Below are 24,238 nucleotides of genomic sequence, written 5' to 3' on the forward strand. Positions count from 1 at the left end.
ATTTCGATCACCTGATCGAGCCGTCCGGTCGCGATCGCGGTGTCACCGTAGACCCGCACGTCGAGTGCCTCGCGGTTGGCTTCGAGAAACCGGATCTGGCCATCGACCATCGCCAGATAGGCGTGTCTGTCGTCCGTTTTTCCGTTCGCGTGCACGTGGACCACGTCGTCGGATACGAGCTTCTGTAGTGAATCGATATCTGCTTCCACGAGCGCACGACAGCGCGCCTGCTCCAGCCGGACGATTTCCCGCTGGACTTCTGCTTCGTTCATTCCTGTCTCCGCTGCGGTTGTAGGTTCAGCCAGCTTCAGCACGCACGATGTTCTCGATTGTGCCGATACCGTCGATTTCCACCCTGACGCGATCGCCCGCACGCAACCAGCGCGGCGGCTTGCTGCCCACGCCGACGCCGCCCGGTGTGCCGGACAGGATCAGATCGCCCGGCTCAAGCGTCATCACTTTCGAAAGATGTTCGACCTGCTCGAAGCAGTTGAAGATGAGTTCACGCGTGTTTGAATCCTGCCGCTTCTCGCCGTTCACGAAGCAGCGGATGCCGAGCGTGTGCGGATCGCCGATTTCATCGGACGTGACGATCCACGGTCCGAACGGTGCATGGGTGTCGAACGACTTGCCGAGCATGAACTGCGAAGTGCGGACCTGCCAGTCGCGCACGCTTACGTCGTTGGCCGCGCAATACCCAAAGATCACCTCATGCGCGCGATCACGCGACACGTGCCGGCAGCGTTTGCCGATCACGAACGCGAGTTCGGCCTCGTAGTCGAGCTGCTCCGAGACACGGGGCAGTTCGACCGGTGCGAAGGGGCCCGTGGCGGAGGTCGGCATCTTGGCGAACCACAACTGATCGGCGGGCTTGTCCATGCCGGACTCGGCAAGATGGTCCGCATAGTTGAGGCCAATGCCGAGGATCTTCGACGGACGCGGCACGGGCGCGAGCAGCGTAACCACGTCGAGCGCATGATCGGCGTGTCCGTTCCTCATCAGCGCATGCAGGCGATCGCTGAATGCCGGCCAGGCGTCGATCAGCCCGATCATGCCGGCGGGTGCCTCGGCGATGTGTTTCGAGATCTGCACGACGCCGCCATCGACAACGATACCGGTCTCCGGGCTGCCATCCGGCAGACTGAATGTAACGAGTTTCATCCGGATGCTCTTTTAGAAAGTGGATTTGCCGGTTGCGGCCGTGCCGACCTTGCTCAGTTCGGCATCGCTCGCACCTGCTTCCCACATCAGAACGAGCTCGTCGGGATCGAATTCGACGCCGATCGGGTTCTTCGCGAAGTCTTCCGAATGGAAGTACGCGCCCGGATCGTCGCCGTTATCCGACTGGAATTCGACGTCATTGCCCTCGGGGTCACGGAAGTAGAGCGATGTGGTCGGGCCGTGATTGATACACCAGTAGGGCAGGATGCCGACCTTCTTGAGTCGCGCGTAGGTATGGAGCAGTTCGCCGATGTTGCGGAAGCTGTACGCGACGTGATGCACGCCCGCGATGTCCTCGCCCTTGGGCGGAATGTCCGGCATGTTGAAGAACGCGAGGCGGTGATGTTCGTCGTCGTAGGTGATGAAGGTCAGCACGTCGTCGCTGAATACGACATGCGCCTGGAACAGTTGCAGATACCAGGCCACCGTCTCTTCGCGCTGGCGGCAACGGTAGACGAGATGCGCCATCTTGAACGGCACGACACGCTCTGCGGTGCCTGAGACCTGCGCTTGCGATGCTTGCGTTGTACTCATGCTATGTCTCCTTCGTTTGGAATCCCTGGTAAGCCCAGGTGAGGCCGCGTCAAAGCAGCACGCGGCGGAAGTCGGCCAGCAACGTGGCCAGGTAAGCCAGAAACCGGCCAGCCTCTGCACCGTCGAGTGCGCGGTGGTCCCACGACAGCGACAGCGGCAATATCAGGCGTGGCTCGAATGCCGAGCCGTTCCACACCGGCTTTGTCGCAGCCTTGCCCACGCCGAGAATCGCGACTTCGGGTGCGTTGATGATCGGCGTGAAATGCGTGCCGCCAATGCCGCCGAGCGACGAGATCGACATCGAGCCGCCCTGCATCTGGGCGGCACCGAGCTTGCCGGCGCGCGCCGTGTGCGCGAGCTCCGCCATCTCGGCAGCGATCACCGCAACGCCCTTGAGATCCGCATCCCGGATCACCGGCACGACGAGGCCGTTGGGCGTATCGGCAGCGAAACCCATGTGGAAGTAGCGTTTCTGCACCACGTCCTGGCCGTCGAGGCTCACGTTGAACTGCGGGAAGCGTTGCAGCGCGCTCACACAGGCCTTGATCAGGAACGCGAGCAGCGTGACCTTGGCCGTGCCTTCACGCGCCTCACGATTGAGCGTGACGCGCAATGCTTCGAGATCCGTAATATCGGCTTCATCGAAATTGGTAACGTGCGGAATGCGCACCCAGTTGCGATGCAGGTTGGCACCGGAGATGCGTTTGATGCGCGGGAGCGGCGTGCGCTCGATGGGCCCGAATTTGCTGAAATCGACCTCGGGCCAGGGCAGCAGATCGAGGCCGCCACTACCTGCAGCGGCTGGCACAACAGTGGGAGACGGCGTGGCCAGCATGGTCTTGACGTGAGCGAGCACATCCTCGCGCAGCACACGTCCATTGCAGCCGCCCGGCTTCACGTCCGCAAGTGCAACACCGAGTTCGCGCGCGAGTTTGCGCACCGAGGGACCAGCCGCAACATTGATGGACCGCTCCGGGCCCGTGTGCGCAACCGGATCAGGCTGCACGGCAGCCGCGGTTGACTGCGAGCTGGCAGCCAACGTTGCCGTCGCAGCATTCGCCTCAGCCAACGACATCTGAAGCTTGAGGTCGGAACGGGATGCGATCTCGGCGGAGGTGTCTTCGATCGCGCGTTTAACTTCGACCGCGGGCGCTGCTGCTGGGGGCACCGCCGCGTCGGCAAAGTCAATATGCGCAATCACACTGCCCATCGATACCACATCACCGGGTTTAAGCAGCACCTCGCGGATGGTGCCCGCCGAGGTGCTCGGCACATCCATCGTTGCCTTGTCCGATTCGAGCGTAATCAGCGACTGCTCCACGTCGACGACGTCGCCCGCCTGGATCAGCACCTCGATCACAGGGATGTTCTTGTAGTCTCCAATGTCAGGGACCCTTAACTGCTGCATTTCCGATCCTTTTTATAGTGCGGCGGTTCAGTGAACTAGCGGTTCCACGGCGCGTCCGGCCCGATCTCGATGTCGTAGCGCTGCAGCGCCTGAGCATGTTTCGCCCGATCAAGCGTCGACAGCGCCGCCAGCGCAATGTGGTACCGGTCCACTTCGAAGAAGCGTCGCAGCGCCGGGCGCGTATCGCTGCGCCCGAAACCGTCCGTGCCGAGCGCGATATAGGGCGCGTCGACATACGAGGCGATCAGTTGCGGATAGGCGCGCACGTAATCGCTGGCGGCAACCACCGGCGCGTCTCCCGGCAGACAGCGTGCCACGTGGCTTTGTGCTGCCTTGCTCGCACCGAACATCGCATCGCGTTCGATGCCGCGTGCATCGCGCGCCAGTTCCGAGAAGCTGGTCACACTCCAGATCTCCGAGGTGATGTCCCAGTCGGCTGCCAGCAGGTCCGCGGCGGCGATGACTTCGCGCAGGATCGCGCCTGAGCCGAGCAGGCGTACGGCCGGTGTCGCGCCTTCCCGCCCACGCATACCGAAACGCCGCATGCCCTTGATCACGTCCGCGTGCGCATCGTCGTCGAGCGGCGCCTGCGCGTAGTTCTCGTTGGTGACTGTCAGGTAGTAGAACTCGTCGTGCTGGTCTTCGAGCATGCGGCGGCTGCCGTGATCGACGATCACCGCCACTTCGCTGGAAAACGCCGGGTCATAGGCCCGGCAGTTGGGCACGGTCGAGGCGATCAGGTGGCTCGTGCCGTCCTGATGCTGCAGACCTTCGCCGGAGAGCGTCGTGCGCCCGGCGGTCGCACCGATCAGGAAGCCGCGTGCACGTTGATCCGCTGCGGCCCAGATCAGATCGCCCACACGCTGGAAGCCAAACATCGAGTAGTAGATATAGAACGGCAGCATGGCCACGCCGTTCACGCTGTAGGAGGTGGCGGCCGCGACCCAGGACGATATCGCGCCGGCCTCGGTGATACCTTCCTCCAGCAACTGGCCATCCTTCGATTCCTTGTAGTACAGCATCGAGCCCGCGTCTTCCGGCTCGTACAACTGTCCCAGCGGTGAATAGATGCCGACCTGCCTGAACAGATTCGCCATGCCGAAGGTACGCGCCTCGTCCGCGACGATCGGCACGATGCGCGGGCCGAGTTCCTTGTCCTTCAGCAGATTGGTGAACAGACGCACGATCGCGGTGGTGGTCGAGATCTCGCGGGCGTCGGGCTCCAGCGCGAACTTTGCGTAGCTGGCCAGCGGCGGCACCGTCATGGACGGCGCACGTGTGGTGCGCTTCGGCATATAGCCGTTCAGCGCCGCGCGGCGTGCGTGCAGATAGCGTTGCTCCGGGCTGTCGTCGGCGGGTCTATAGAGGCGCATCTCGGCTATTGCCTCGTCGTCCAGCGGCAGCGCGAAGCGGTCACGGAACGCCTTGAGCGCGTCCACGTCGAGCTTCTTCTGCTGGTGGGAGGTGTTGCGCGATTCGCCCGCGTGGCCCATGCCAAAACCCTTCTTGGTCTTGGCGAGGATCACGGTCGGCTGGCCGCGATGCTTCGATGCCGCGTCGAACGCCGCATACAGCTTGCGGAAATCGTGACCGCCGCGGCGCAATCCATCGATCTCGGCGGGAGACATATGGGAGACCAATGCCTGCAGCTCCGGATCGAGATCGAAGAAGTGAGCGCGGTTATAGGCACCGTCATTCGCGCCCAGAGTCTGATACTGGCCGTCCACCGTTTCGGCGAAACGACGCAACAGCACATGGTTCTGATCCCGGGCAAAGAGCGCGTCCCAGTCCGAGCCCCAGACCACCTTGATCACATTCCACCCGGCGCCGGTGAAGGTCGACTCGAGTTCCTGAATGATCTGGCCGTTGCCGCGCACCGGTCCGTCGAGACGCTGCAGGTTGCAGTTGATCACAAAGGTGAGGTTGTCGAGCTTCTCACGCGCAGCGAGCGAAAGCGCCGCGATCGACTCCGGCTCGTCCATCTCGCCGTCGCCGAACACGCCCCACACGCGACGCTTGCTGGTGTCAGCAATGCCGCGATGTTCGAGGTAGCGCAGAAAGCGCGCCTGGTAGATCGAGCTGATCGGCCCGATGCCCATTGAGCCGGTCGGGAACTGCCAGAACTCTGGCATCAGCCACGGATGCGGATACGAGCACAGTCCGCCGCCGTCGACTTCCTGGCGGTAGCGGTTCAACTGTTCCTCGTCGAGTCGCCCTTCGAGAAAGGCGCGCGCATAGACGCCGGGCGCCGAGTGCGGCTGGAAGTAGACCAGGTCGCCTCTGGCGGACTCGCTATCGGCGTGAAAGAAGTGGTTGAAGCCCACCTCGAAGATCTCGGCGGCCGACGCATAGCTCGCGATGTGCCCGCCCAGTTCGCCATACGCCTTGTTGGCCTTCGCGACCATGGCCAGCGCGTTCCAGCGGATGATCGACGTGATGCGCTCTTCCATCGCGAGGTCGCCCGGATAGGCCGGCTGGTCTTCGAGTGCGATGGTGTTCTGGTACAGCGAATACGGATGCGCGGCCGGTGACATACCGAGGTGGCTCGCGTGTTCGGCGAGGCGTTGCAGCAGGAACGTGACGCGGTCTACGCCCGCAACACGCGCCACGCCTTCCAGCGCATCCAGCCATTCAGTGGTCTCCTGGTGATCGATGTCGGCGGTAGTGGAGTTCGGCAGCGGCGCGGCAGCGCTATTGAGCAATTCGGCAGGTTCGGCTTTCATTCGATCGATTCTCGCTACATGGAGGTTGGCCCGCATTGGTGAGTGGCCCTACTGCTAAACTCGGCCGGTGCGTTCGCTAGATGGCACCGGGCGATTTGCAGGCTTGAACTCAAGGCTCGCTTTATCCGCGATGGCTCTCTGCAACTTTGCGCCAGTTCGGCGCAGGTTCCCAGATGCGCCATTGGCGGGGGCTATGCATCGACTGCATATCTGGCCGGTCCATTCCGGCTACGACCTGCCGCTTGGCGCGGCGCGAGGCGCGCAGCACGCATTCCATACCGAACGCGATGTATCCGGGTGATGCAGTGCAGAGGGTGGGCCCGGGGCACGGGCGTGTGGGTCGTTCAGATCTAGCCATACGCCCGGGCGAACCACGAGATCGCGACGCTGGCGAGCGGGCTCGCTCATGAGGTTCGCCGGCCAGGGCAGGGTCTGCTGGCGGCGCTGCGCCTCGTCGACGGCGCCGATACACGCTGGCATGCCGCGACACGCCGTCATGTTCTCAGGCTCGGAGGGTTTTCTGCCGTCACTGTCCCGAAACGCGTCTGAACACGCTGACACCGTCGTCAGGCCAGGTATCACCGCGCCACGCTACGTGCTGATCGGGCCGAATCAACGCAAAACGCGCTTCGTATAGCTCGTCGAGGCCTTTGTGTGCTGGTGCCGATATCGTCAGCGGCACGCTTGCCTCGGCGGCTTCGCGCGTCGCCCGTTCAAGTGCGGCGCTGTCGTTGTTATCGGGACTGCCGGCCACGAGCAACGTGAAGCCGGTACCGAACGTGTCATACAACGAGCGGTCATCGTCGAGCCATGCGTGTGGCGCAATGCAGCCGGGGCGAGCGCACGGCGTGAACGCCGTCGAATCGTACGGCGCCTCGGGCGAGCCGTCCGAAACGATTACGGCCGAATCATGGTAGCGGTAGCCGAGCACGACGCCGAGGTTCTTGAACTCGCGGGCCTTTTGTCGTTGAATCTGTTCAGTGGCACACGCACGGATGCGTTCGCCGTCTTCATCGGCGTTTTCAATTCCCGCCTGAAAAAGTTGGGCGCCGAGCACAGCGTGGTTCGCGACGGCTTCGTCCATCACAAAGTTGTGCACGGGTCGCCGCTCCGCCTCGTAGCTGCCGAGTAGCCGTTCGCCACCCCAGCCTTGCACAGTTGCCGCCAGTTTCCACCCCAAGTCCACGCCGTCGGCGACGCCCATATTCATGCCGTAGCCGCCCATCGGCGGATGCAGGTGGCACGCGTCGCCGGCCAGAAAGACTCGACGGTCGCGGTACTTGTCCGCGATTAGCCGGCTAGCGACCCACTCGTCAGAGCTAAGAATCTCGTACGGCAAGTCGATGCCGGTCGCCTTGCGGATGAGCGCCGCAGCCTCGTCGTGAGTGAGCTTCAGATCGGGCGCGACATTCGTCGGCATGAAGAACCAGCGGTCGCCCGTATCCATTGGGCCGATCAGGCTCGGCACTTCGCCATTCACCTGCCAGTACATGATGGCCTGGCCGTGCGCATGAGCCTGAGCCAGGCCCGGTGCGCGGAATACAACGTTGTAGTTGCGCGAAAGGCCATACTTGCCTTCCATCTTGGCGCCGATCGCGTCGCGCACCGTACTTCGCGCGCCATCCGCACCGACCAGGTATCGGCTATCGATCGTTTCCACGGTTCCGCTCGCCAGATTCCTGACAGTCGCTTTTACGCCGTTGTTGTCCTGCACGAAGCTGTCCAGCTCTGTCATGAAGCGAATCTGGACGCATGGCAGCGACTGTGCGTGTAAGCGGAGCACTTCCTCCAGCGTATATTGGGGAATCCACTGCGCGTGTTCGGAGTAGAAAGCATTTTTTTCCGGACTGCAGTCGAGGCCATTCTCAAAGCTGGCGAGCGCATAGCCGTTCAGCCGCGTGACGAACTTGATGGTCGACGGATAGTCCAGTCCGAGAGGCGATGCCTCCGCGAGCTTCTCTGCAATGCCCCAGCGGCGCAAGTGCTCGCGGGTACGCACATTCGTGGTTTTGGCGCGGGGCGCGTAGCCGACGCGTTCGTTGCGTTCAATGACGACGCAGGGAATAGATCGGCTGCCCAATTCGATGGCAAGGCTGAGCCCGGTTGGACCCGAGCCGATAATCAGTACTTCCGTTTGCATGATGTCTCCCAGGCGTCGCTGGAAAAAGTATTTGTCGTTGTTAGTGGTTTCGCGGGCGTTGGCGGTCAAACCGGCAACCCGGTAACTGCGATGGCACGCCGCACTAATTGCGTGACATAAAGGTTGTGTATTCAGCGCGCACGAACTCCTCGAAACTGGTCGGTTTTCGACCAAGCAGCCACGTCAATACGTTAGGGTTGCCGAGGAAGTCGTGACTGCTGTAGCGCGCACTGATAGCGCGAAGAACGCATGCCTGATGCTTGAGCTGGCTGCGATCGGCGTCGCCAAACCACGCATCGAGATAGGTGTCGGCATCGATCTCTTCTACCCGGATCGGGCGGTCGAGCACGTTTGAAATCATGCGACTTAGGTGGTGCGCGGTGAATCGACCTGTTCCCACGAGTTCGTACGTCGCGTATACATGTGCGTCGGAGTTCGCCAGCACCATGGCTGCGACGTCGGTGACATCGCCAAGGTCCACGAGCGATTGCAGCCGGTCAAGCGACCACGACAGCCTGAAGATGCCCTCTTTGAAGACCGGTTGCAGCTTCAGGGGGAGCATGTAATTCGACGGCTGCAGGATGGTGAAGGCAAGCCCGGACGACAGCAGGTGTTCCTCTACGTCCCGTTTGATCTCATGCTGGACTAGATCGGTTGTGATTGAGTGCAGCACGGAACTGAATACGAAATGCTCGACGCCTTCAGCCCGCGCCGCATCGATCACCGCCATCCCCATCGCGCGCTCTTGCGGATGCGCTGTAGGCCCAACGTGATAGACCTTCTGCGCGCCGCGCATTGCTCTCGCGAGCACTGCGGGCTCCATGATGTCCCCGATGATCACGTCTGCGACGCCTGCTTTCCGTAGTGCGTGAGCTGATGCCTCGGAGCGAACGCACGCTCGCACCGGCACCCCGGATGCTCGCAGTTTCGGCAACAGGCGCTTGCCTTGGTTGCCATTTGCTGCGGTGACCAGAATCATTTCGCTGTCTCCCCGTACGAAGGATCGATTCTTCCTCTGTGTTGCTTGCTGGAGAATCAAGGACACTTTGCGTTATTTTGATTCGCTATTCCAGATGCGCCTGTAGCCGGAGATATGCGTGCCCGGCATAGGCTGGAAGCGATCATCGCTGGTGAAATGGCATTGGCATCGGGGCGGCAAACGAGGGGGATTGAACAGATTGCGCAAGCAGTCACGCAGATGGACGAGCTACCCAGCAAAATGCAGCACTGGTCGAGCAGGCTGCGACAGCCGCGCATCCGCTTGTGCCGATGATGAACGACTGTCCCCGCCCTTATGGGTGCATTCCAGCGCCTGACGCTTCACCTTCGTGTTTCCGATGCGTTCGAATGAAGAGTCTGCGCCGCCAACCTCACTGCCCGCCGTAGCGATTCATCGGCACATGCACAGTCATCCGATTGTCAACCGCCGTGACGCCCGGTACCGCCTGCGTTACCCTGGTTGCGGCGTCGACGTCGGTCTGGGCGGGCACGGCGCCAGTCAACGAGACTACACCGCTCTTGGCCCGAACGCGAATGTTTGAGAAACTGTAGCCCGAACGTTTGCCCCGTCTGAGCGCGGCACGGACATCTTTGGCAAGCTGTTTATCGTCCACATTCGACGTACCCATGGGACTAGCACTTGACGAAGATGAGGTTTGACCGGGATCCCTCGTCTGCGCATACAAATGAGAGCATATAAAAAATATGACGGCACATTGTGCAACTTTTGAAAACTGCATAGCTTTTCTCCTGGTCGTCGTGGGCCGACGTAAATCAAATCCGACGGGCGCTTATACCCGTTATTCAGAAATTGTGATAAATGCCAAGCGATGCAGTAACTGGAGTTTGTCCGGTCAAAGGAACGGTGGTTCCGGGCTCTGTGGGAAGTGGATTGTTATTTAGAAGAACGGTGGAAATGCCATAGTTTCTAATAAAACCAGCCCTTGCATACAGCGCGGTTCGCTTGGACAAAGTGTAGTCGTAGCCGAGCATTACACCTACGGCAGAATCCTTAGCGGGAGCATTTGCACTGTCCCGCACGCCGGATGTGTCGCGGTAAACCACCGAAGCACGAAAGACATTTCGTCCCAACGGCAAGATTCCTCCGAGCGTATAGACGCGGGCGATGCCATCAGCTGCTAGATGCGGGCTATACTGTCCGATGTATGCGTCTAATACGAATCTACCGCAATCGTATACCCCCCCTATGCTATACAGGTCGTTCCGGATCGTCTGGGCTGCTTGACCCGCGTTTACGACGACGGGGCTGCTCCAGACCTGATTGTACGTACCGGCGAGATATACTGGACCGCGGGCCCACGAAATCAGCACGCCTTGGTTAGCGGCGTGCGGCGATACTCCCGTCGTACCATTGAACGCGTAGAGAAACTCGGCGTTAAAACCTGCATAACGCGGCGTGTTCCAGGTTATTGAATTTGCTACCCGCGGCGCCACCTGGCTCCCCCCAGGGCCCAGGTCCGTGTTGTAACCTACGCCTGACTTGGTTTGTACGCCTGCATACCCGAGCCACGTGACCACAGAGTTGCTGCCGACCTCACCAAATGGATCAAAGAAGAGCGGCGTTCCAACGCCGATTTGATTCCCGAGGCGGACCTGACCGAAAACCGTCGAATTCAGGCCAACCCACGCCTCCCGATTGAACAGCGTTTGACTCGCTTGCAGGTTACCGTTGCTCGCATTGAAGCCGCTCTCCAGATTGAACTCTGCTTTCAGCCCGCCCCCAAGGTCCTCTCGCCCGAACATACCGAACTTGGAAGTCCATTCGCCGCCGCTTTGAAGCTGGAAGAGGTGTTTGCCGCCAACGGTCTGATAATTAATTCCTTCGTCGACCGAACCGTAAAGCGAAATCCCGTTGGTGGGGATACTGCCATTGAATTCCGGCAAGGACGCCACCAAGACACTTGCATACGACGACGACTGCGCCAACGCATGACTCGACAAGATGACAGCTCCCGCCGCACTTAACGTTCTAACGTATTTCATGTTTTCTTCCGCATCGTTAATAATCAATAATTTTGTTTTTTCAGTCGAACACCGGCTCGATTAATTGAAGCAACCGCGCAAGCTGCGTCCGGCCAACCACGTCAGGTAGGCCGGTATCGCGAGTCGATCGCTCAAATCAAATTAGGCAGGGAGGTTTTTTCATCAAACTTAAAAGCAATTTTATTTTCAATTGCCATATCTTTGCACGGCTTTTTTCTCTATACGACGTTTGCTGCATTCGTCTGCGAAGATGGACTTCGGTTCAATGCCTATGAACTAATTTTTAGAAGTGCCGCCTTTTACTTTGTCTCGGGTTTGATCTCTCTATAAAACGCAAGCACCGTGATAGAAATCGCATTAAAAATCAGCACGTAGTATCCAGCAAACATGGGGTCCCCCGTCTTCGCGATTAAAGCTGTCACTGCGAGTTGTGCCGTTCCACCGAAGAGCGTGACGGCGATGGCGACCGCTGTGGCCGAGCCCGTCGCCCGCACGGATGCGGGGAACATTTCCATCAATAGAAGTAAGGTCGCGACCAGTCCTGAACTTAGACATGCGGTCATGAGGAAGACAACCACGATCACTACGCCAAGATTACAGGCGTGAGTTAATATGAAAAAGGCTGGCAAACACAGGGCCGCGCTCAAGGAGGTAGCGCACATGACTAGCGGCTTCCGACAAGGCATGCGGTCAACGAGTCGGCCGCCAATAAATGCAACGACGGTTAGCGTGATGGATGAAACAGTTGCCGCAAGAAAGCCCGAAGCAGGAGCGAAATGCATCACTCGAGTCAGATAGCTCGGCATAAAAAAGACGACAACATACATGGTTACGGACTGACTCATCAGCACGAGAATCGCCGTAACCAATTTTTTGCGGTAGTCGGTCAACAACGCAACAATCTTAATGCGATGATCGGTCCCACCCGCGGGTTCGCTCTCCGGCAAATGGCGCCTGATGTAATACCCTACCGGCGCGATCAATGTTCCAAGCAGGAAAGGGATTCGCCATCCCCATGCAGCGAGTGATTCGGGATTCATGAACCTTGACAGCGAAAATCCGCATACAGCGCCTAGGGTTGCAGCCGCGCCCTGGCTCACCATCTGCCAACTCACCATGTATCCGCGCCTGTTCCATGCTGCGGACTCCATCAAATACGTTGTCGCCGCACCAACCTCTCCGCCCGCGGCGAACCCTTGCAACAACCGCCCGGCAAGCACGATAAAGGGCGCAGCTATACCTATACGGTTATATTGAGGGCATAGCGCGATCGTGGCGGTTCCTGCAGCCATCAAAAGAATACTCAACGTCATCCCGGAACGTCGCCCAACGCGATCGGCATACCCACCAATCACGACCGCGCCAATCGGGCGAGCAAGAAAACCTGCGCCGAAGGTGCCGACCGCGAGCAGCAGGGATATAAATGGATCTTTCGCAGGAAAGAAGGCGTTTCCTATAAAGCCAGCAAAAAAGCTAAAGACTGTAAAGTCGAAAATCTCTAGCCCGTTCCCCAGTGCCGTAGAAAGAATCAGGCGCGTCTTGTTGGCGGGTTCTCCCGTGGCAGAGACTAAGATCGCAGGTTCTCGTGCAGGGGCAGATATCACTTCGGTGTCTCCGGTAAGCGTCAAAGATGTGATGATTGGCAATCTTCTGCTCTGGTCGCTGCGGTACGTGTCAACAAATTGATCTGTCAAACTTGGACCCGCCAACCGCAGTAACGCGCTCAATCCATAGCCGAACATTGGTGTAGCCGAATTTTCCGCGCAATTACATTTTTTTTATTGCGATCAGCTTTAGTTATCTCAAGTCCACTGACTCCCGCGTTGTGGAATATGCCCCTAGGAGAACTTTGCCTCCACCTCGTCTCCGGGACGTGAGCCTTCGGTAGATCACTCAAGGCAAGACGGTGGTCGTTAAGTTGCTCAATCTAGAATGCCCCGGCGGCGGTCCCGCTGGCTTGATAGTGTGCTGTGCTGTGCTGTGCTGTGCTGTGCTGTGCTGTGCTGTGTTGTGTGGGCGGCGTTACAACCTCGACAGAATCGCGACTTCCCTAGCCGCGTCGGAGTCAAACGCAACCAGCCGCGAATTGAAGGCGCCCGGCCGCCCGCGACACGCCATGTGTGGAGATCATGACGACTCCATGAAGGTCGCCACTTTTGAAGGCCTTTGCGTGATGCCCTCGTGGCGTCGCCCGGGCCTTTGCAAAGACAACCCCTTTTCCCGAATGACCCGTTCGCGGTCCGCACGCAGAACCGGCGGGTGGTATGCCCAATATCAGCTTTCCATCACTCTGTGCATGGTTCCTTTCGCACATAAAGCGCGAGGAGGTTGGGCCGCCCCGTGAAAGCGATAACACTTGCTTATCGGGATCAGAAAAAACGATTTGCAGCCAAAAATTAGGTGCTCCATTCTTCTGTTAATGGCTTGAAAACATCCGGCCCGAGTCTGACCACGGCCTGGATGCTGAGATGGCACAAAGGTCGCGATCTGTCGGCCGCTGATGAAACCCACTTGGTCATTGAGCGCTTGTCGCTCGGACGGCTGTCGTCGTTGGTCGTACAGATGCTCAACGTCGCTCGAATTTTTGCAAACTGGCGGGTCTGTTTTAATTTTTACGGAGAACATAAATGCCGATCATAGAACGCGATCACGCACAACTGTACTACGAGGTCCACGGAGCGGGGTACCCGGTGATTTTCCTTCACGGTGGCGGGGGAAACTCCATGGCGTGGTTTCAGCAGGTGCCTTTTTTTTCCAAAAGCTATCGGGTCATCACAGTCGACCTTCGCGGCTTCAAACATTCTCACTGCGCCCCTGAATTTGTTCACCCGCGCTATTTCGCGGACGACGTTCGCGCCATCATGGACGCCGAAGGATTGAGCCGCGCCGCGCTGGTTTGCCAGTCGATGGGAGCGTGGGCCGGCCTGCGCCTTGCTGTTCGATCGCCTGAGCGCGTTTCATGCCTTTTCGTCAACGGCTCGCCGACTCCGGCCTACTCGGAGCAGAACTGGCGTGTGATCGACCGCGCAAATAGCATCTATATGGGCGGCGATTCGAAGCGCAATACCAGCATCGGATGGAACCGGCAAACTGTCGAGCAGCGCCCCGAGTTGACGTTCCTGTATAGCCAGATCAAATCGTTGAACCCGCCATTCAACTCGCGCACGATGGAAGACGACAGTATTAAAGTATTCCCGGGGGATCTTGATGGTTACAAGATCCCAACCGTCATTGCCGGCGGCCTGCATGACGATTTCTTGAATCCTGAAAGTCATTTTCATGCAGCGAGCCTGATTCCTGGCGCGACCACCCATACGTTCGCTGACGCAGGCCACTCGGCCTACTTCGAAACGCCAACTGAGTTTAATGCGGCGCTCGAGGCGTTCTTGCGGCGTCACGTTCCTTATGCGCGTCATAGCGCTGCAGACGTTGTCTGACTCGAATCCTGCCTGTGTAGAGGAAAATTTTAGACATTCTTCAGAGATAACGCATATGCCAACGATCCAAAGCGGTGAAGCCCGGTTGTACTATGAAACTCACGGCACCGGCTATCCGGTGATATTCGTCCATGGAGGCGGGGGAAACTCCATGGCGTGGTTCCAGCAGGTTCCTCACTTCTCGGCTCGATATAAGGTCATCACTGTCGATCTTCGCGGCTTCAAGAATTCCCACTGCGCGCCGGAGTTTGTCCATCCGCGATATTTTGCCGAGGATATGCGGGCGATTTTGAATGTCGAAGGTTTGACAGACGCAGCATTCGTATGTCAGTCACTCGGCGCATGGGCTGGTCTGAGCCTCGCCGTTCAGTCGCCTGAACGCGTTTCTTGTCTGTTCGTCAATGGCTCTCCAACGCCTGCTTATTCCGAAGAAAACTGGAGCGTGATTACACGTGCGCAAGACATCTATCTCGGCGACAACTCGAAACGCAACACGAGTATCGGGTGGAATAGAAGGACGGTACAGGAGCGTCCGGAGCTGACGTTTCTGTACGGCCAGATCAAATCGCTGAACCCTCCGTTCAACTCGCACACGATGCAGGACGAGAGCATCAAGGTGTTCCCGAAAGACCTTGAAGGTTACAAGGTTCCTACCGTTATCGCGGGTGGCGTGCACGACGATTTTCTCCATCCGAAAAGCCACTTCCATGCCGCCAGTCTTATCCCCGGCGCGAAGACTCACACTTTCGAACATGCGGGTCACTCGGCGTACTTCGAAACGCCGGTGGAGTTCAACGAAGCGCTCGACGCCTTTCTGAAACTTCATCTGGCATCAAGGTGATTTGCGGCGGTAGTGCTGCAGGCGGAAATCTCTTCGATGATACATATTCCCTGGCTGAGTATCTTCTCGATCGCCGCTTGCGCATGTAACTCACGTCTACAGTGACTGTGACCACACAGATGCACTCAGAAAACAAGCTCTAAGGGAATTATTGATGTGCACTCGCATGCGATCGTAGCGATCGGCGAGCATGCGCCGATAAGCCCTCAGCCGTGCTGATCAGCCGAGGCAACGCTTGATCTGATGGATACGCATGGCGTCGACACTGCAATGATATCTCTGCCTGACGTCGCTGCGGCAAGTGACGCATGCGCAAGCTGGCGAGGCGGATGAACGATTGGCTCGCGAACTTGTTCTCGCCGTATCCCGGCCGCTTTGGCGCGATCGCGAGCTTGCCGCAGGGAAGCCCCGACGACGTTCTCACCGAACTTGCGTACGCGCTCGATACTTTGCCTCTTGAGAGGTGTGTTCACGGCCAGCAGAGTTAACCACTTTTATCTTGGCGATTCGACTTTCGATCCGTGGTTCGAGGAGATGGACAGGCGTGGCATGACGCTGTTCATCTCCTCGACGGTGGCCAAGGCTTCGTGCCCGCTTTACCTTGGACTTAATGTGTCGTTGCTGGAGTTCAAGTCCGACTCGACTCGCGTGCTGACCAATATGAGTCTCCAGCGGGAGGAAGAAGCGGTTCTCGAGAATGAAGATGATTTCGACTCACGGCGGCAGCACGTTGTCGTACCTGATCACGCGGTTGAAGACACCGGCCCAGGTTTTCGGTCCGGGCGAGGGCCGCGCGTAACTGAGCGAAGACGAGATACGCGAAAGATTTGCTTCGTTTTGCGATGACTTGACCGCGGCCACGTCCTCGGCCCAGTTGCATGCTATCCGGCAACTGGTGCCGGCATCGCACCTTCTGATGTGGGCCTGATCATTCGTTCATGCCAGAGCATTCGATCCGCCGTGCCATTAATGACGTGCGGCAATGGGGTGGCTTCGACGACTTGGACCTTGCGCTTATCGCAAGCGGCAACGCTCGTCTGCTTTATCCGCGTCTATCCCGACTGGCACGCTAAGCGGAGCGACGAACTCGTGCTCCGGCGTACTGGATGAGGGAAGTCATTTTGTCGTGCGGCGTTTTGCCCTACTGTCTCCCCGGCGATAGGGTGTTGAGAGCGATTTGCAGGCGCTGCGGATCATATCAATGAATGTGGCCGACAGTTTTGTCACCAATTCGATATCCCGGCAGACGAGGCCCACAACAAGATCGGGAATCGGTTCGCGCAGCACAATTTTCCTCAGTCGTCCTTCTAGGTAGGGGAGTTGGAAGGCCGGCGCGCCCCAAACGCTTATCAGGTTGGTGGTCGTGGCGAGCTCCACATACAACCCTGTCGACATGCAGCGCAATACATTTGTCGGCGGTTCGACGCCTTGCGCGTCGAACAGGGTGCCGATCACGCCCGTTGCGTCGTCAGGTCTGTCGAGACTCAGCCACCTGGAGGCTACCAGGTCTGCCAGCGAGTTTACGCTGGGTAACGGGTTATCGCTGCGCACGGCAATATGATTGCTGGTAGTGTAAAGCGGCTCCCAATAGAAGCGTGAAGCGTCGGGCTCGCCGATTCGAGACATGACCGCGAAATCGATCGATCCTTCGGTCAAGCTCTCTCTGATCTGCATAGGGCGAAGTTCCAAGACATTGATTGTGACGTCGGGATGGGCTTCGGTAAAGCGACGCAATACGTCGGCGAACGGCCCAACCGAAGTTACCGGGGTGACCCCTATCGTCAGTGTTCCGCGGACTGCCCCGAGCAACGTCTCGATGTCCTCGCGAGCATGGCGAATTTCGTGTTCGATGGCGCGTGCATGCCGGATCAGGCTTTGTCCGAAAGGCGTGAGCTGTACACCTTTCGCGGAACGAGTTAGCAGCGGCGCGCCAAGACCGGCTTCGAGATCCGAAAGTGCCTTGCTGATGGCCGGTTGAGAAATGTGTAGTATGCGCGAGGCTTCGTGCATGCTGCCGCATTCTGCAACTACGATGAGCGCGCGGAGTTGATAGAGCTTCATATCCTTGATCCTGCTGGCGAACGACGGCGCGGAATACTAATGATAAACGATAGTTATCGGAGGCAGGAAATCTGATTTTTAGCTTGTTTGAGGCAGGAAAGCATCGCGATGCTCGCAGTGGCGGATGCTCGCGGTTTCGGCAACAGACGCTCTCCCTGGTTGCCGTTTGCTGCGGTGACCAGAATCATTTCGCTGTCTCGCTGTACGAAGGAGAGATTCATCCTCTGGATTTCTAGACGGAGGTTCAGAGGCACTTTTCGTATTGATTCGCTATTCCAGACGCGCCTGTATCCGTAGATATGCGTGACCTGCATATGGTGGAAAAGTGTTTGTGGACGCTACCGAATCGCGGACAGTGGGGATTCAGAGATTGGCCGTGGACGGTAATCCAGTGAGCGGTGGATTGGCGTCCATCTACGAAAAATGAGTCCGTGCAAGCCCGCGGCGGTCGGAAGGGGCAGAAGCCACGGCGTGGCAGGGCGAATTCCGGGAAAAATTTCATACGGACTACACGGGTATAAGCCGTTTGCATAGTGTAGTTAATTTAGACATACTGAGGAATTCCCTGGCGCAATCGCCGCGATAAAGAGCCGATAAATAGGTACACCGTGCGAGTGTGCACATCAGAAGGCCGTCACGCGGCATAGGGCCGGTACTCGGCACAATTATCAACCTGGGTTGCATTTGGCGGTGCCCATTTTCGGCATTACGTATCAAGGAGAGTGCAGGTGAGCAAGTTCGTCCCGACAATCAGATTCAGGCTGGCGATTAGTTTTGGATTGCCTCTGACGTTCACGCTGCTTGAAGGATTTGGGTTCGCGTGGCTATTCAATCATGCTGCGTTCGCAGGCCGAAGCGCACTGGATTTGACTTTAATGTGGGCTCTTGCTGCCTGCCTGTTGGGAAACCTCGGTGTGTTGACAGTCGGGTATCGGAATCTGCAGAGCGTTGTGGTCGATGTCGCGGCGCGTCAGGCAAGCAGTTTCCGATATCTTTCGGAGTCGCTCGATCTTACACGTCGCTCGAAAGCGCCGCGCATGGACCAATTCGGCAGAGGAGCGGCGTGGTTTGATCGGTTCATGCAACGCCTGGAGGGCGTTGTGGTCGCCGTCCGGAGTTCAGCGGAGCACGTCAGCGTGGCCAGTCGACAGATTGCCGCAGGTAACGTGGATCTCTCGTCGCGTACCGAGCGGCAAGCGGCGTCGCTGGAAGAAACGGCGGCCAGCATGACTGAACTTGCTGAGACGATAAGGCAGAACACTGACAATGCCGCGCGGGCCAGCCAGTTGGCATCGCAAACCGCCGCTATGGCCAACACCGGCAATGACGCTGTTCAGGCCGTGGTGCGTACGATAGAAACGATCGGTGACGAGGCCGGCAAGATAGCGGAAATCACGGGGATCATCGAGGCGATCGCGTTTCAGACGAACATCCTTGCACTCAACGCGGCTGTGGAGGCTGCGCGCGCCGGTGAACAAGGACGGGGATTCGCCGTGGTTGCAAGCGAAGTGCGCAATCTGGCGCAACGCTCGTCGGCGGCGGCGAAGGACATCAAGTCACTTATTGACCTCTCCACATCGACAGTTCAGCTTGGGACGTCGCAGGTCATGGAAGCTGGAGCGACGATAGAACAGGTGAAGACCGCCATCGATCAGGTAGCGATCATCGCTGGTGAAATAGCATTGGCATCGGAGCAGCAAACGAGGGGGATTGAACAGATTGCGCAAGCAGTCACGCAGATGGACGAAGCCACCCAGCAAAATGCAGCATTGGTGGAGCAGGCTGCGGCGGCCGCGCATTCGCTGGGTGAACAGGTGGACCGGGTCCGGAAGGTTTTGTCCGAGTTCAGGATTAGCGGCGAAAAGCAGTCGACAGCCGACGTCTGAGCGCAGGCACCGCCCGGTGGACTTGGCGATTCGGAACGCACGCAAGTGCCGCAGTTGAGCTTTGGGCGGATGCGGCAGCCTTTAGCCCTAAAGCGCCAAGATAGGCTGTGCGTGCCTCTAGGCGCGGACAATTCGTCGAAGGTGTACGGCCCGGGTGGCGTCCCATTACCATGCCTAGCCAGAATCCACTTGGTTCTGACGGGGCGGCCGGAGTTGCGGTTGGCATGACATCTGCATGCTCGCCGGACTGACCTCTCCACAGGACGTTGCGCATAAGTCCTCGCCCGGGACGGTGACGCTGTTCATGCGGACTCCTGGCCGGGCATGAGCCCCATACAGATGAAACGCGAAGCCGGCGTGTTTGGGTTGCATAAGAATACGTAGGTGGGATCGTGGATCGGGCTAGTATTTGCCGAACCATTGCTTGCTCCCTCTTCACCAAAGCCACGTCTTTACCGCATCCACGTCCGCCTTTCACATGTGTTGGCGTGTACGCGTCGACGGACATCCGCCAGTTGGTCAACCGCTTTCTCAGAAGATCGGCTTTCCGCCCGCATTGGGTTAACAGCATGTCGACCGAATCGCTGTGAGAACGCCCTTGGGCCACGGCGGGCGGTAGACGATGACCTCATCGCCAATTGTCGTTTAGTCACCGGTCCCGCTGCGCTTATCGCTTTGGCGGGCTAACGTCAGAAAGGCGCGTACTGCCCCAGAACTTTCATCCACGCGACTGATCCTCATGAGGTCCATCGATAGTCCAGGCAGATCAAGAGGCTTGTAGACCACGCCCGGGAGCGTTATCTGCGCAATCGGTGCGGGCACGAGGGCAAGGCCGAGACCTGACGCGACGAGCGCCAGTACGCTCAGCGTGCTGGCAGCTTGATACGCTACCTTCGGCGGCCTGTCGAGCACCTGGCGTAACGCATGGACGAGGCTTTCGTCAACGTCCTGCGCGGCGTAGACAATCAGGGGAGTAATACTCAACATTCGGGCAGTCAGGCGTTTCTTGCTGACCAGTTCATGATCGCTCGGCAGTGCGACCAGGATTCGCCATGCGCCGATTGGCTCGTAGATCAGGTGGTCATCACGGGCAATGCCCGGATCGGGTGTGTAGCCGATATCTAGTTGACCCGCGACGACGGCGTTTGACTGCAATTGGGGAGCCAGCTCTCGTACGTTCAGTTCTGCGTCCGGATACGTGCGATGGAACGCTCGCAAATCGTCGATCAGTTTGCCGCTGAAAACCGCGTTGCCCGCGAAGCCCACCCGGACGGTGCCAGTCTCACCACGTATCGCCCGTTGTACGGTGATCCGCGTGTGTTCCGCCTGGTCCAGTGTGCGACGCGCTTCTTCGCGCAGCAGCATGCCTGCTTCCGTTAGTTCAACCCGGCGGCTGGTGCGCAGGAACAGCGGGCCACCCAGCTCTTCCTCCAGCGCGCGTATCTGCATGCTCAACGCGGGCTGGACGATGTTCAGGCGGCTGGCGGCGCGCCCGAAATGGCCCTCTTCAGCGACCGCCAGAAAGTAGCGCAGATGGCGTAAGTCCATCGTCAACCTCGGTTATCAGTTTTTGTGATCAATCTGTAACTTCAATCTATTTGATTAAGGATGCATTGTGAACGATTCTTGACGTAACGCGCATGCTTTACGCCCAAACGACGGAAGGAAAACTCATCATGCAAACCCTTGTTGAAGACCGTATTCAGATTACAGACCTGATCACAGGCTGGATGCACCGCGACCTCGGTGAATGGGATCAGTTACGCGGGCTCTTTCATCCCGACGGCGTTATCGAGGTGACATGGTTCGAAGGGCCGTTTGCCGATTTCGTCTCGGGATCCATCAAGATGGGCGCGTCGGATCTCAGAACCAAGCATCTGATTGGCACGCCTGTGGTGACCTTCAATGGCAGCAAGGCGATAGTGGAAACGAATGCGGTGATCGTCGCGGATAACGTTAGGCTGGATCTCGGTTGCGAAACACACAACCGGTTCTACGATCTGGTGGAAAAGCGCGATGGCGTGTGGAGACTGGTCAAACGGCAAAGTGTTTATGACATGGGGACGTTTACTTTTCCGCGCGGTCCAGTGGACATCGACCGGGAAGTGGTAGCGAAATATCCGCGGGAATACGCTGCGCTTGCGTATCTTCTCGAAAAAGGCGGCTTTCCCGTTGAGCGTGTATTCGCGACTCGCAACAGCGAGCTTGAGCGCAAAATGAAGGCGGACGGACAACGCTGGCTTGCCGCGTGACAGTCTGGTCGAACTGCCAGGCGCGTTCGCGCTTTCTGGGCGAGGCCTGCGGAGGATGCGAGCCTTCAGCGTGTTGCGTGGGTCGGCAGTGATGCCCGTAGTCCGGGCGCCGATGCGCCAGCGACGCCTGCGCGGCGGCATCCAGATACGACTCGGGGTTCGCATCGAATGCGATGCCGGCGCTTATTGTCGTGTCACGCGGTGAGTTCGCGTTGCGGTAGAAAACCGCGCTAGCAGAATCAACCGGCACGATTAGCGCTCCAACGGCCATCATTACGCTCTCACGCAACAGGCACAAACCGGCTGAGGCCGTGTAAAAACGCGTGTGATCACCTAGACTGAATCACCTGCTGGAACGAGAGGCGTGTCGAATTGATGTGGCTGACAGGCCGGCTTGCGTTCGGTCCGAGTCGATGGTCGTAGGCCAGGGTTCGGCCCAGAAGCGGTCCTTTACGGTCGGTCTTTGAGGGATCGCGGTGTCGGCCGTTGCGGTCCAATTGCTCGACGCGGTTTGCCGGCCATGAAGTGCAGCGACTCGGGCAACCAGATCAATACGCACGGCGCGAGACACAGTGGAAACAGTCCACCAGATACGAAGACGCCGCGTCACCCGAAGTCCGGGATCAGCACCGACGCAATCGCGCCACCGCACGCCAGACGCCAAACCAGCGGTGAACCCACAAAACATCAGGGTGACCAACGTCGCGCGACCTCGAGACGGACTGAATTCTGACGACAACGTAGTGGCGTTGGGCATTGCACCACCTAGGCCGAGACCGGTCGCGAAGCGCAGGTGGAGCAGCCAGCGCGGAAGGTGGGTTTTGTCGCATTAACGCGGTCAAGTAAAATTCGTCGACCACAACGCGTGACAAGCATGATGGCAAAGACGAAGACGCCGCGCAAGACGCTGCCCGCTGGCATTAGCAAGGTGCTGAAGCGGCTGCACTACCCGCTGGACGTGATCCTGCTGTGCGTCCGGTGGTACGTGGCGTACTCACTGAGCCTACGCAACCTTGAGGAAATGATGGCTGAGCGGGGCATCGATGTGGATCATTCCAGCGTGCACCGGTGGGTTATCAAGCTGCTTCCGGTGTTTGAAAAAGCATTCCGCAAACGCAAACGGCCTGTCGGCAAGAGCTGGCGCGTCGATGAGACCTACGTCAAGGTCAAAGGCCAATGGAAATATTTGTACCGTGCCGTCGACAAGGCGGGCAATGCGGTGGATTTCCTGCTGCGTGCGCATCGTGATAAGGCCGCTGCTCGCCGCTACTTCGAGAAGGCGATTGAACAGAACGGCGAGCCCGAGACAATTACCGTGGACAAGAGCGGCGCGAATCTGGCTGCGCTTGAAGCGCTCAATGCCGAGCGTTCAACGTCGATCAAGGTTCGGCAAAACAAATACCTGAACAACGTCGTCGAGCAGGATCACCGTGCCATCAAACGCATCATCAAACCGATGATGGGATTCAAGGATTTCCGCTGTGCTCGCATCATCCTGTCTGGCATAGAGATCGCGCACATGATCCGCAAGGGGCAGATGTATGACGACGGCGCCGCCCCGACTGCAGCCGAACAATTCTATTCTCTCGTTATATAAGCAATCCTCTTCATCTCAGGTTCCTAATCGTCTCATCGCCCTTAACGCGACACAACCGTTAATGGCCGGTCAGCGATTCATTCCTGGCCTCGATGGCCTGCCTCCCGGCGTGTCGCTGCTTTCAGTGTCGTACGGGCGCAAGGTTCTGTGCATTCATTCTCAGAGTTTTGGCGAATCGAATGTTCCGACAAGCTACGTTAGGGGCCGTCCGATGCCCCTTTTTCGTGGCGCAACATCCAAGATCATTCTCGCGTATCTGCCGGTGTATCAACTCCGAGCAACGCTTCAGGATTATTCAGAGCAGATTCGTGACGCTGGATTGGGCGAAACGTGGGATGAATTCACGGACAATCTGCGAAAGCTACGCAAGGATGGATACGCTGTCGCGCACGGTGAAGTCGACCGCGGTCTCACAGGCGTCGCCGTTCCGCTGCTCCAGGACGGCAAGCCGAAGAAAGTTCTCGGCAGTCTTAGCTACGTCATGTTGGATAGGGATTTTGATGGCCGGGACATGCCGACCATCATTGGCAGATTACGTGCCGTCGGCGCGCGGATTTGCCATTCGATCTCGGCCCCGTAGGGGTCATGCCTGCCTGGTCGATCGCAGGCGGCTAGCGCCGCTTTCCAGCGGCTTCTCCCGACAGTGCTCGTCGAGGCGTCACAACTATGGTAGAGCACAATCAGTGACGCGTCTGGCTGGCCTACCGGGCACGAACCAGTTCGTCATGGATGATGGCGAGAGCCTCGTCGCGGCCAAGCTCATGTGAACACGTGACCACGTCGGTATCGACGGACAGACGGGGCAAACCTAGGACAAACATGTTAATCGCGGTCCCGTGTCACGGATCGGCGTATTGGAGCCATTCCGGGATCGGCGTAATGGAGCCACCAGATGATCGGCGTAGTCGAGCCAGTGCATGATCGGCGCAATCGGGCCACTCGATGATCGGCGTATTGGAGCCACCGCAGGATCGGCGTAATCGAGCCACGTAGCGGGCTCAGTGTTCTGTCGGGCGCCAGCCCGAAACGCATTTCGAATTTCCGCAACCCGGTACCTTCAGGCTTTTTGCCCGGAGAGCCGATTGAGTAACAGGAGATTTGAAGTGTTCGAATATCGACAGGTTCTGGTGCGCAT

Annotated in this window: 18 protein-coding genes and 3 pseudogenes; 8 read left to right on the forward strand and 13 right to left on the reverse strand. The window is 58.5% G+C overall.

Annotated features, from left to right (window positions below; translation table 11 throughout):
* From HHL24_RS40955 to HHL24_RS40985, 7 genes are all read right to left on the reverse strand, one after another.
* Positions 1-272: nuclear transport factor 2 family protein (locus HHL24_RS40955; RefSeq protein ID WP_169490974.1), on the reverse strand; the 272-nt coding region annotated here is incomplete at its 3' end.
* Positions 273-297: 25 nt separating this feature from the next.
* Positions 298-1,161, reverse strand: a complete 864-nt coding sequence (locus tag HHL24_RS40960) for a fumarylacetoacetate hydrolase family protein (protein ID WP_169490975.1) — start codon at positions 1,159-1,161, stop codon at positions 298-300.
* A 12-nt stretch (positions 1,162-1,173) separates the two neighbouring features.
* Positions 1,174-1,755: a VOC family protein gene (locus HHL24_RS40965; RefSeq protein ID WP_169490976.1), complete on the reverse strand. Its 582-nt coding sequence runs from the start codon at positions 1,753-1,755 to the stop codon at positions 1,174-1,176.
* A gap of 49 nt (positions 1,756-1,804) precedes the next feature.
* Positions 1,805-3,163 (reverse strand): 2-oxo acid dehydrogenase subunit E2, encoded by a 1,359-nt coding sequence (locus tag HHL24_RS40970; RefSeq protein WP_169490977.1) that lies wholly within the window; start codon positions 3,161-3,163, stop codon positions 1,805-1,807.
* A gap of 35 nt (positions 3,164-3,198) precedes the next feature.
* On the reverse strand, positions 3,199-5,886 hold the full coding sequence (gene mdeB, locus HHL24_RS40975; RefSeq protein ID WP_169490978.1) for an alpha-ketoglutarate dehydrogenase: 2,688 nt from the start codon (positions 5,884-5,886) through the stop codon (positions 3,199-3,201).
* Between the two features lie 526 nt (positions 5,887-6,412).
* Positions 6,413-8,026 carry an FAD-dependent monooxygenase gene (locus HHL24_RS40980; protein ID WP_169490979.1) on the reverse strand — a complete coding sequence of 538 codons (1,614 nt, stop codon included), beginning with the start codon at positions 8,024-8,026 and terminating at the stop codon, positions 6,413-6,415.
* Between the two features lie 103 nt (positions 8,027-8,129).
* The gene (locus tag HHL24_RS40985; RefSeq protein WP_169490980.1) at positions 8,130-9,005 is read right to left on the reverse strand and encodes an SDR family oxidoreductase; all 876 of its coding nucleotides are present in this window, start codon (positions 9,003-9,005) and stop codon (positions 8,130-8,132) included.
* Between the two features lie 144 nt (positions 9,006-9,149).
* Here HHL24_RS40985 and HHL24_RS45250 point away from each other — a divergent pair.
* Positions 9,150-9,289: pseudogene (locus tag HHL24_RS45250) on the forward strand (methyl-accepting chemotaxis protein); the annotation flags it as partial.
* Here HHL24_RS45250 and HHL24_RS40995 read toward each other — a convergent pair.
* The 4 genes and pseudogenes from HHL24_RS40995 to HHL24_RS41010 form a co-directional block, all read right to left on the reverse strand.
* Positions 9,274-9,392: pseudogene (locus HHL24_RS40995) on the reverse strand (S-(hydroxymethyl)glutathione dehydrogenase); the annotation flags it as partial. The pseudogenes HHL24_RS45250 and HHL24_RS40995 overlap by 16 nt on opposite strands.
* 4 nt (positions 9,393-9,396) lie before the next feature.
* Positions 9,397-9,654, reverse strand: coding sequence for a BON domain-containing protein (locus tag HHL24_RS41000; protein WP_169490981.1), 258 nt, complete (start codon positions 9,652-9,654; stop codon positions 9,397-9,399).
* A gap of 175 nt (positions 9,655-9,829) precedes the next feature.
* A complete protein-coding gene (locus tag HHL24_RS41005) occupies positions 9,830-11,029 on the reverse strand; it encodes a porin (RefSeq protein WP_169490982.1) in 1,200 nt (399 codons plus the stop codon).
* Between the two features lie 299 nt (positions 11,030-11,328).
* On the reverse strand, positions 11,329-12,771 hold the full coding sequence (locus HHL24_RS41010; protein ID WP_169490983.1) for an MFS transporter: 1,443 nt from the start codon (positions 12,769-12,771) through the stop codon (positions 11,329-11,331).
* A gap of 885 nt (positions 12,772-13,656) precedes the next feature.
* Here HHL24_RS41010 and HHL24_RS41015 point away from each other — a divergent pair.
* The 3 genes from HHL24_RS41015 (at position 13,657) to HHL24_RS41025 (ending at position 16,153) form a co-directional block, all read left to right on the forward strand.
* Entirely contained in the window at positions 13,657-14,466 is an 810-nt protein-coding gene (locus HHL24_RS41015) for an alpha/beta fold hydrolase (RefSeq protein ID WP_169490984.1), read from the forward strand.
* A complete protein-coding gene (locus HHL24_RS41020) occupies positions 14,459-15,307 on the forward strand; it encodes an alpha/beta fold hydrolase (RefSeq protein ID WP_230417792.1) in 849 nt (282 codons plus the stop codon). The genes HHL24_RS41015 and HHL24_RS41020 overlap by 8 nt, the downstream gene beginning before the upstream one ends.
* A gap of 549 nt (positions 15,308-15,856) precedes the next feature.
* Entirely contained in the window at positions 15,857-16,153 is a 297-nt protein-coding gene (locus tag HHL24_RS41025; protein ID WP_169490985.1) for a hypothetical protein, read from the forward strand.
* A 270-nt stretch (positions 16,154-16,423) separates the two neighbouring features.
* Here the strand turns inward: HHL24_RS41025 and HHL24_RS41030 are convergent, their stop codons facing one another.
* Positions 16,424-17,368: a LysR family transcriptional regulator gene (locus HHL24_RS41030; RefSeq protein ID WP_169490986.1), complete on the reverse strand. Its 945-nt coding sequence runs from the start codon at positions 17,366-17,368 to the stop codon at positions 16,424-16,426.
* 1,082 nt (positions 17,369-18,450) lie between these two features.
* On the opposite strand from HHL24_RS41030, the pseudogene HHL24_RS41035 reads away from it, so the two are divergent.
* Positions 18,451-19,254 (forward strand): annotated as a pseudogene (locus tag HHL24_RS41035) (methyl-accepting chemotaxis protein); the annotation flags it as partial.
* Positions 19,255-19,899: 645 nt separating this feature from the next.
* Here HHL24_RS41035 and HHL24_RS41040 read toward each other — a convergent pair.
* The gene (locus tag HHL24_RS41040; RefSeq protein WP_169490987.1) at positions 19,900-20,802 is read right to left on the reverse strand and encodes a LysR substrate-binding domain-containing protein; all 903 of its coding nucleotides are present in this window, start codon (positions 20,800-20,802) and stop codon (positions 19,900-19,902) included.
* Between the two features lie 128 nt (positions 20,803-20,930).
* Here HHL24_RS41040 and HHL24_RS41045 point away from each other — a divergent pair, with 128 nt between their 5' ends.
* The 3 genes from HHL24_RS41045 to HHL24_RS41055 all read left to right on the forward strand — a co-directional run bounded on the left by HHL24_RS41045 (position 20,931) and on the right by HHL24_RS41055 (position 23,683).
* A complete protein-coding gene (locus HHL24_RS41045; RefSeq protein ID WP_169490988.1) occupies positions 20,931-21,506 on the forward strand; it encodes a nuclear transport factor 2 family protein in 576 nt (191 codons plus the stop codon).
* Positions 21,507-22,383: 877 nt separating this feature from the next.
* On the forward strand, positions 22,384-23,103 hold the full coding sequence (locus tag HHL24_RS41050; protein ID WP_169490992.1) for an IS6 family transposase: 720 nt from the start codon (positions 22,384-22,386) through the stop codon (positions 23,101-23,103).
* A gap of 61 nt (positions 23,104-23,164) precedes the next feature.
* Positions 23,165-23,683, forward strand: coding sequence for an IclR family transcriptional regulator domain-containing protein (locus HHL24_RS41055; RefSeq protein WP_268966783.1), 519 nt, complete (start codon positions 23,165-23,167; stop codon positions 23,681-23,683).
* Positions 23,684-24,238: the final 555 nt, after the last annotated feature.

Origin of the sequence: Paraburkholderia polaris (assembly GCF_012927345.1) — a bacterium.
Taxonomy (GTDB): Bacteria; Pseudomonadota; Gammaproteobacteria; order Burkholderiales; family Burkholderiaceae; genus Paraburkholderia; species Paraburkholderia polaris.